The 7,938-nt window shown below is 57.9% G+C and carries 9 protein-coding genes; all 9 read right to left on the reverse strand.

Features of this window, described 5'->3' with window-relative positions; translation table 11 throughout:
* Positions 1-144: 144 nt before the first annotated feature.
* The 9 genes from RDL66_RS08720 to csrA all read right to left on the reverse strand — a co-directional run bounded on the left by RDL66_RS08720 (position 145) and on the right by csrA (position 7,646).
* Complete coding sequence (locus RDL66_RS08720; protein WP_299294738.1) at positions 145-633, reverse strand: hypothetical protein; 489 nt, start codon at positions 631-633, stop codon at positions 145-147.
* A complete protein-coding gene (locus RDL66_RS08725; RefSeq protein ID WP_299294736.1) occupies positions 630-989 on the reverse strand; it encodes a response regulator in 360 nt (119 codons plus the stop codon). The genes RDL66_RS08720 and RDL66_RS08725 overlap by 4 nt, the downstream gene beginning before the upstream one ends.
* 15 nt (positions 990-1,004) lie before the next feature.
* Positions 1,005-1,475, reverse strand: a complete 471-nt coding sequence (locus RDL66_RS08730; RefSeq protein ID WP_308536582.1) for a chemotaxis protein CheX — start codon at positions 1,473-1,475, stop codon at positions 1,005-1,007.
* A gap of 85 nt (positions 1,476-1,560) precedes the next feature.
* Positions 1,561-1,935, reverse strand: a complete 375-nt coding sequence (locus RDL66_RS08735; protein WP_299294732.1) for a response regulator — start codon at positions 1,933-1,935, stop codon at positions 1,561-1,563.
* Positions 1,932-2,756, reverse strand: coding sequence for a protein-glutamate O-methyltransferase CheR (locus RDL66_RS08740; RefSeq protein WP_308536584.1), 825 nt, complete (start codon positions 2,754-2,756; stop codon positions 1,932-1,934). The genes RDL66_RS08735 and RDL66_RS08740 overlap by 4 nt, the downstream gene beginning before the upstream one ends.
* Positions 2,753-3,880 carry a chemotaxis response regulator protein-glutamate methylesterase gene (locus RDL66_RS08745; RefSeq protein ID WP_308536586.1) on the reverse strand — a complete coding sequence of 376 codons (1,128 nt, stop codon included), beginning with the start codon at positions 3,878-3,880 and terminating at the stop codon, positions 2,753-2,755. Before RDL66_RS08745 ends, RDL66_RS08740 begins: the two co-directional genes overlap by 4 nt.
* A gap of 244 nt (positions 3,881-4,124) precedes the next feature.
* Positions 4,125-4,562 carry a chemotaxis protein CheW gene (locus tag RDL66_RS08750; RefSeq protein WP_004008847.1) on the reverse strand — a complete coding sequence of 146 codons (438 nt, stop codon included), beginning with the start codon at positions 4,560-4,562 and terminating at the stop codon, positions 4,125-4,127.
* A 6-nt stretch (positions 4,563-4,568) separates the two neighbouring features.
* A complete protein-coding gene (locus RDL66_RS08755) occupies positions 4,569-7,064 on the reverse strand; it encodes a chemotaxis protein CheA (protein ID WP_308536590.1) in 2,496 nt (831 codons plus the stop codon).
* 183 nt (positions 7,065-7,247) lie between these two features.
* Positions 7,248-7,646 carry a carbon storage regulator CsrA gene (gene csrA, locus RDL66_RS08760; protein ID WP_308536591.1) on the reverse strand — a complete coding sequence of 133 codons (399 nt, stop codon included), beginning with the start codon at positions 7,644-7,646 and terminating at the stop codon, positions 7,248-7,250.
* Between the last annotated feature and the right edge of the window lie 292 nt (positions 7,647-7,938).

Genomic DNA, 7,938 nt, shown 5'->3' on the forward strand with positions numbered 1-7,938 from the left:
CCGCCTCTCGCGAGCGCCCCCGAGCGACCACCCCCGCATAACAAAACCCGCAATAAAACCTATTTAAACGTTTCGGTGTGCCATATATGGCACACCGAAACGAATTAATAGGATTAACGCCAGGAAAGACCCCAGCAGCGAAAGCTAGTTAAAGCACAAGACGCCGAAGCGGCCCTTGCCGTAGCCCTCGATGTCGAGGATGGAATCGCGACGCTCCACATATGAGGTGACCATCTTGTACTCGTTGGCGGGCAATTCCTCGCCGGGGGTGTACATCAAACCGATGGTGACGTGCGGAGCATCATCCTTGTTTAACAACCCAGAGAAAATGTTGAGGATTTCGTAGACATTCTCAATGTAGCCGTCAGACAGGGTACCGTTGTTGATTTCATCTTGCGCCCCGGCAGCGGGAATGAGCTGCAGGGCGGCGCCGGCATAAGCGCACAAATCGAGATCCATAATGCAGGCGGCGCACACTTTATCCATAGCGTCGTTAAAGAACGCCACACAGCAACCGAATTCCTCGTCCGGCTTGAGGATTTCGTAGTCCGGCGAAACCTCAACGGTCCTGCCCAACAGCATTTCAAACAGGTCGCGAATCTCTTTCGCAGAAGGCAAAGGGGTGGCACTCATCGGTTGAACGCTCCTAAAATCGACTTGAAAGTGGCGGCATCGAAAGGTTTTTGAATCAGGAAGTTCGCACCCGCCCGTTGCGCGATTTCCCGCATCTGAGGGGAACCCTCGGAAGTCACAAAGCCAACCGGAATCTTTGACCCCGTCGCCCGCAACTGCTGCAGCATCTCAATACCCAGCATATTCGGCATATTCCAGTCGGAAAGTACCAGGTCAGGCGACTCTGACAGGGCCAACTGCAAAGCTTGGGCGCCGTCTTCGGCTTCCATAACTTCCCAGTCAAATCCCGCTTGGCGCAGGGTACGCACCACAATCTGTCGCATCACTCGCGAATCGTCTGCAACTATAATACGCATCGATTACCTCCGTGTTCACCCTTGTGCCGCATCCTGCGAAGCACCAAGGTCACATACTGAGATTACCAGGAATTTGCCTTTCCAGTTGAGGTTTACGCTAACTAAAGGCGATTCTGGCCGTGTCGGTTTTTCCTTTCCGACTTTTGGAAGGATAAGGTTTCCGGAATCTTCCACAATAGATTTCATGTTTCCGCCAATAACGTTGACGATTTCCCCGAACGCGTCCTGTTGATCCTCCGCGGTCACCTCATCGGTTTCACCCAGACTGTACATGGCTCTGGTCAGGTCTTTTGCTGTGGAATCTTCCATCTCTAGTATGAAGCGCAGCTGCTTATCCCCTTGGGAATCCACCCAGGCATAAACCGGATCCTGGAAAGGCTCGACGTCTTCAAGCCACTCCATCACAGTGCCTTCGTGTTTATCAATCAAGGCATAGAAAACATCGTTAGCGATGTTCAGCACCGCTTCCCGAATTTCCTGGTCCATCTTTACTCTCCTTGTGTTCCTTGCTCGTAACAGGCTCCGGGGTTTTCGGTTTCACCAGCCGTCCCCACGGGGCTTGGGCGGTTCCTCAAGTTCCCAAGCCCAACAGCATGAGCTTTTCGTTGACCGCTTCGGGGGTGAAAGGTTTGATGAGGTACTCGTGCGCCCCAGCCGCTAAAGCGCGCACAATCTGAGAGTGCTCCGACTCGGTGGTCACCATCATCAGGGTGATATTGCGCAGTTCCTTTTCTGCGCGGATGTTCACCACCAGTTCCAACCCGTTCATCACCGGCATATTCCAGTCGATTGTCGCCAAGTCGACGCGTCCCGTGGCGGGGTCATGCAAAACTTCCATGGCCTCTTCGCCATCAGCGGCTTCTAGGATTTCAAACCCCTCCCGGCGCAGGATACCGCCAATAATTTTGCGCATAGCACGGGAGTCGTCAACGATTAATGCTTTCATTTCCCGGCCCCTTTCAATTTGTATACCGCACCGTTTGTCAACGTCACACGTTCCCATACGGGGTCCATCCCCATAGTTGTTTCCGCCGCCCCCAAGAACAGGTAGCCGCCGGGCGCCATAGATTTCGCCACGCGCCGCAAGACCTCACGTTTCGTGCTGATATCGAAATAAATCAAAACATTGCGAATAAAAACGATATGGAAAGGTCCGCCTTTTGGCGGGGTGGACAACAGATTGTGTTCCAGGAAGTTAATGCGCGACCGCAGCGACGGGCTGATGACCCAGTTGGCGCCCTCGCGGGAAAAATAGCGCACCAGCATGGGTGCCGGCAGGCCGCGGTTCACTTCCAGCTGGGTATAGAAACCCTGTCTGGCCTTGGCTAACACGGCCCGAGAAATGTCGGTGGCGACGATGGAAAAATTCGGGGCCTGGGCCATTTCCAACAGGCTCATGGCAATGGAATAGGGTTCCTGACCGGTGGAACAGGCCGCGGACCAAATCGAGAGATTGCGGTGACCGGCCTCGGCCAGGCTGGGAACTACGGATTCCGTCAAACCCTTAAACGGGGTGACATCACGGAAAAACGAGGTTTCGTTAGTAGTCAAAGCCTCGGCGATGTCTTGCAGGTCACCAGCCCGGTGGGTCGCGATAACCTGCTGAATCCACTTGTCCACCGCGGTTGCGCCGGTAAAACCGGCTTCCCGTGCCAAAGGAATCAGCCTGGATTCAACCAGGTATTCCTTTCCGGCGGGAAGTTGGATAGCACTGCGTTGCTTGACCAACCCCGCCACATAGTCAAATGTTTGGCGGGTCAGGCTCATCGTCTGGCCTCCGGAGCATAAGTCTGGACGTGACGCTGAATCTGGGTCGAGATTTCATCTAAGGGGCGAATCTCATCAGCAAAGCCGGCATTGGCCACCGCCCCCGGCATCCCCCACACCACGGAAGTGTTTTCGTCCTGTACCAGGGTGCGCCCCCCGGCCTCCAAAACCTTGCCGCAGCCGTTCTTGCCGTCTTGGCCCATGCCGGTCAGCACGACCGCCAACATATCCCCACCATAGAGATTCACCGCGGATTCAAACATGACGTCCACGGAAGGGCGGCAAAAGTTCACCGGCTGGGTCTGGGTCAATTTCACGCGCGGAGCCCCAGCGTTACCGGCAAAAGTCATGTGGAAGTTGCCCGGCGCCAGATAAATATGGCCTGGCGCCAGCATCATGCCTTCCGACGCCTCCTGCACCGTAGCGGAAGTCAGCTTGTCCAAACGAGCCGCCAACTGGGTGGTGAACACCGGTGGCATATGCTGAGTGATGACCATCGGTATCGGCAGGGGACGGCTCAGACCGGAAATGACCTTGGTCAACGCCTCGGGACCGCCGGTGGAAGAACCGAGGATGACGATACGAATCGGCTTGTCGGGCATCCCGGTACGGTCGTGCAGTTTGAGCGGGCCGGCAAACATGGACGGTACGGACGAGATATTGGCGCGCGCCTCGGGGGACAAACTGGCAGATACCGCCCCCAACGCCCGAACTTTGCTGGGCAGCAAACCCAAGATAATGGGAACCAGCTGTTCACGAACACTTTGGATGGATTGCTGGACGGAACCCTGGTTAGCCGGTTTCGTCACGTAGTCCGTAGCGCCAGCGGATAGGGCTTCCAAAGTCGCGGTCGCGCCGCGCTGGGTCAAGGTGGAGAACATGATGATGGGGTCTTTGCAGCCCATCTTGCGCAGTTCGCGCACTGCCTCGATACCGTTCATCTCGGGCATTTCGATGTCCATGGTGATGGCATCAGGCTTCAGCTGCTTCCACTTCATCAGCGACAATTTGCCGTTCGGAGCCGTGCCCACGACCTCCAGGTTAGGGTCGGCGTTGAGCGCGTCAGTTACGATTTTGCGCACTACAACGGAATCGTCCACCACGAGGACTTTAATGCCAGCCATCTTCTCTCCCTCAGCTGCGAGTTCTACCCTGTTAAGGCTAACTGGTTTTACGGTTCTTCGCCCGGCAACGGACGGTGGTTTTTTGCGTAGCTCCAGACCCCTGACCACGCGTTACTTTACATACATTTTACCGGAAAAGCCGCCCCGAAAAACGCAGCTGCGCCCCGACCTTGTGAAGACAAATCGGAGGGAGCCACCGCAGTGACCCCCTCCGACTTTGCAATCTCTAAACTACGGCTTGACTTCACGCTCCTCGGGCTTCGGCGCCGATAGCGACCACGCGCTCGACGTCGAGGACCAGCAGCAAGTCGTCGCTCAACTTGTACGCGCCCAAGATGAGTTCGCGCATATCCTGACCCAGCGTGTCCGGCGGGGCCTCGAAATCGGACTCGTCGACCTCGCGAACATCGCCAATCGAATCCACCATCAGCGACAGCGTCTCGCCGTCCAAGACCACCACGACCATCATGGCTTCGCGGGGGTCCTCACGGGGAGGCAGGTGCAGCTGGTTACGTAGGTCAATCAGGGTTGCGATTTGCCCGCGCAGGTTCACCAGGCCGGTGATGGCGGTCGGCGACAACGGCACGTTCGTGATGTCCTCACCGTGCAGAATCTCGGTGACCTGGTTGACTTCAATGCCGTAAAGTGCTCCGTCCAAACGGAAAGTTACGTACTGCGTCATCGGTCATCACGCCCCCACCATGTCCAGGCGAGAGTTCATCTCGAGTTCCGCGTTGAAGTCTTCGATTTCGTCGAAGAATGTCGGGTCGGCGGCACGGACGGCCTGTTCGACGTCCAGCAGCTCGGTGACCCGGTCCTTCAACACCGCAGAACCCAGCAAGCCGTGATCCTCGATGTTGGAGTGTTTGCGCTTGTCGTCGGCCACGATGTCCAGAATCTCGCGGACCACCATCGCCACGGAACGCTCGCCGCGGCGGTACACCACGACCTGCAGATCCTTGGGCTCCTCGTAGTCCATGACCCCGAGCAGACGATCCAGACGAACGATGGGCAGGATCTGACCCCGGTATTGGATAACTTCGCGGCCACCCACGCGTTCCACCGCCTCGACGCTGATATGTTCCAAGCGGGTAACGGCAGCCAACGGAATCGCCACGCGACGCCCGTCGCCAATCCCGACCACGAGCGCTTGACCGGTCATCTCGGAGCTGCGAGCCTGCGCGGCTTCCGCATCCATCTGCGCCTTCTGCGCCGCCTGGGTCGTCGCGCCGGTCAGCGACTTGCGCGCCACCGCGCCGATATCCAGAATCAGCGCCACCCGGCCATCGCCCAGCAGGGTCGCCCCGGCGTACAGGCCGATGGACTTGAGCTTGGAGGACAGTGGCTTGACCACGATTTCTTCGTTGTTGATGACCTTGTCAACCACCAGGCCGAAACGCTGATCGTCGTTTTGCAGCACGGCAATCACACCGTTGGCTTCGGAGCCGCGGTCGTTGGATTCTTCGGGGTGCAGCACGTGGCTCAGACGAATCAGCGGGAGCAGCATACCGCGCAAACGGTAAACCGGCGAGGAGTTCACGTACTCCATCGAAGTCTCCTTGCGAGACGAATCCAAAACGACCAACTCAAGCAGGGACACCTGCGGAATGGCGTAGAGCTCGCCGTGAGACTCGACCGTCAAGGACGGCTGAATCGCCAAGGTCAGCGGAATGCGCATCCGCCAAGTCGAGCCCTTGCCGAGTTCAGACTCGACGTCGACCGTACCGCCGATAGCCTCGACGGAGGTCTTCACCACGTCGGTGCCGACCCCGCGCCCGGAGATGTTCGAAACCTTCTTTGCGGTCGAGAATCCCGGCAAGAACAGCAGGTTAAAGATTTCCTTGTCACTCATCTCGCCGAGCTGCTGCTGGGTGACCAGGCCTTTCTCAAGAGCCTTGTTGGCAACCACAGCCGGATCGATGCCCGCGCCGTCATCGATAATGTCGACCACGACCTGACCACCAGCGTGGTAAGCCTTCAGGGTCACCGTGCCCTTCGGATCTTTCCCGGCAGCCTGGCGAACCTCGGGCAGTTCCACCCCGTGGTCGACCGCGTTACGCACCATGTGCGTCAACGGGTCCTTGATGGCTTCCAGCAGGGAACGATCCAGCTCGGTGTCCCCGCCAATCATGACCAGCTGTACGTCCTTTTCGGTCTGTTTGGCCAGGTCACGCACCACGCGCGGCATCTTGGACCAGAGGTGTTCGATGGGCTGCATCCGGGTCTTCATGATGCCCTCTTGCAGCTCGGTGGCCACGATGGACAGACGCTGGGACGACTGCACCAAGTTCATATCGGTCATCGAGTCGGTCAAGCGCACAATCTGGTTACGCACCAACACCAACTCGGACACTTCGCGCATCAGCACGTCCAGCAGGTCGACATCCACGCGGATGGAAGAATCCGCAGCAGAACGCGCCGAACCGTGTTCCGCCGGCTTCGCTTCTTCCTTCTTAGAGGCCCTCGGTACTGACTGCGGAGCCGGGGGTGTCGGAGGTTCCGGTTCCGGTTCCGTTTTCGCAGCCGGGGCAGCCGGGGCGGCCGGGGCGGCGCCCTCACCCAGGTTCACGTTGCCGTTTTCGTCAGCGACATTGGTCAAGAACGGAATCTCGGCCGGGGCCTCCTCGGCGGCGGCTGGCGGGGTGGCCAGGTCCTCGCCCAAGTTCACGTTGCCGTTCTCATCAGCAACGTTGGTCAGGAACGGAATCTCAGCCGGAGCCTCAGCAGCCGGGGCAGCAGCCTCAGCCGGAGCCGGTTCATCCGCCACACCGTCAGCGGCCGGCACCGTAGCACCGGGCTGTTTGCCTTGAATAGCTTCAATCTGAGCGATGACGGATTCAATATCCACATCGCCCTCTTGACCGGTGTCTTCCACCGAACCCATAATGTTGCGGATACGGTCTACCATCAACAGCAGTACGTCAGCGGTCTCTTGATCCATCTCACGTACACCGTCACGCAGCTCGGAGAGCAAGTTTTCACCACGGTGTGCCAACTTCTCGAGCCTGTTGAACGCCAGGAATCCTGACGTGCCTTTAATCGTGTGAATAGTCCGGAAAATCGAAGACAGGAGCTCTTTTGAACCCGGTTCGGATTCCAAAGACACCATGTCTTGTTCAAGTTGATCGAGGTTCTCATAGGACTCGACCAGGAATTCGCGGACAATTTCATCCATTTCGCCCATAAAGCGACCTCCCAAATAAGTGGTACCTACGGCACCGTCTACGCACCAGTTTCGGGCATTTATTTGGGTTTGTTAGCGAATTCAGTGAATTTTCAGGGATATTTCTTGATTTCAAGAGCGCTTTTGGACGGTTCGCTCAGCTTTATGGAGTTTTGTCTAGCTCAGGCGGCAGGGTCGCGGCGATTAATTCGTCTGTGGGGGGCGAGGTTTCGGAACCCGTTTAGCGGCGGGATTTGTCTGTGATGCTGATGAATTCGGGGAGGATTTGGGTGCTTGGGACTTGGCGGAGGCAGCGCCCGGCAGGGGTGATGACCCCTTCATCAACCGGCGCAAATCCAAAGGTTGACCGGATTTGGGCTTAATGGATTGCAACGACTGCAGGGCTGCGGCGGCTTCAGTATCCGACATGGCGGCCTGGTTTTCCTCAGAAACTGCCTGCAGCAGCTCGGCCCGGTTGACCGGGACAGAACGCGGGGCATCTACGCCCAAGCGCACCGAATCGCGGTGAACTTCCACGACGGTGACCACGATGCCGTCACCGATGACAATCTTTTCGCCTATGCGCCTAGATAAAACCAACACGGGACTACTCTACATGAGATAAACCCGCAAACTCACGATTTTGCACACAAACCGCGAAAAACCACCCCGATACCCCGGAAGGGTTTACGCCTGAATAGCGCTGAATTCAGGTTATAGACACCGGAATTTAGGCAGGCTGGCGGGGCGGGGGGCGTTTGGGGGGAACCCAAGACAGGGCTGGGGGGGAGGGGGTTGGGGAGGAAATGGGGGAAAAAAGGGGGGGGCGCCCCCCCCTCCCCCCGGGCAAAACCCGCGCCCCCCCCCCCGCGGCGCGCCCCCCCCCCCCCCCCCC

The sequence above is a fragment of the uncultured Mobiluncus sp. genome, assembly GCF_902488535.1.
Taxonomy (GTDB): Bacteria; Actinomycetota; Actinomycetes; order Actinomycetales; family Actinomycetaceae; genus Mobiluncus.

What these genes read in the sequence shown, in the direction of transcription:
- RDL66_RS08720 (WP_299294738.1), bottom strand. Translation starts at nt 633, where the DNA reads ATGAGTGCCACCCCTTTGCCTTCTGCGAAAGAGATTCGCGACCTGTTT.
- RDL66_RS08725 (WP_299294736.1), bottom strand. Translation starts at nt 989, where the DNA reads ATGCGTATTATAGTTGCAGACGATTCGCGAGTGATGCGACAGATTGTG.
- RDL66_RS08730 (WP_308536582.1), bottom strand. Translation starts at nt 1,475, where the DNA reads ATGGACCAGGAAATTCGGGAAGCGGTGCTGAACATCGCTAACGATGTT.
- RDL66_RS08735 (WP_299294732.1), bottom strand. Translation starts at nt 1,935, where the DNA reads ATGAAAGCATTAATCGTTGACGACTCCCGTGCTATGCGCAAAATTATT.
- RDL66_RS08740 (WP_308536584.1), bottom strand. Translation starts at nt 2,756, where the DNA reads ATGAGCCTGACCCGCCAAACATTTGACTATGTGGCGGGGTTGGTCAAG.
- RDL66_RS08745 (WP_308536586.1), bottom strand. Translation starts at nt 3,880, where the DNA reads ATGGCTGGCATTAAAGTCCTCGTGGTGGACGATTCCGTTGTAGTGCGC.
- RDL66_RS08750 (WP_004008847.1), bottom strand. Translation starts at nt 4,562, where the DNA reads ATGACGCAGTACGTAACTTTCCGTTTGGACGGAGCACTTTACGGCATT.
- RDL66_RS08755 (WP_308536590.1), bottom strand. Translation starts at nt 7,064, where the DNA reads ATGGGCGAAATGGATGAAATTGTCCGCGAATTCCTGGTCGAGTCCTAT.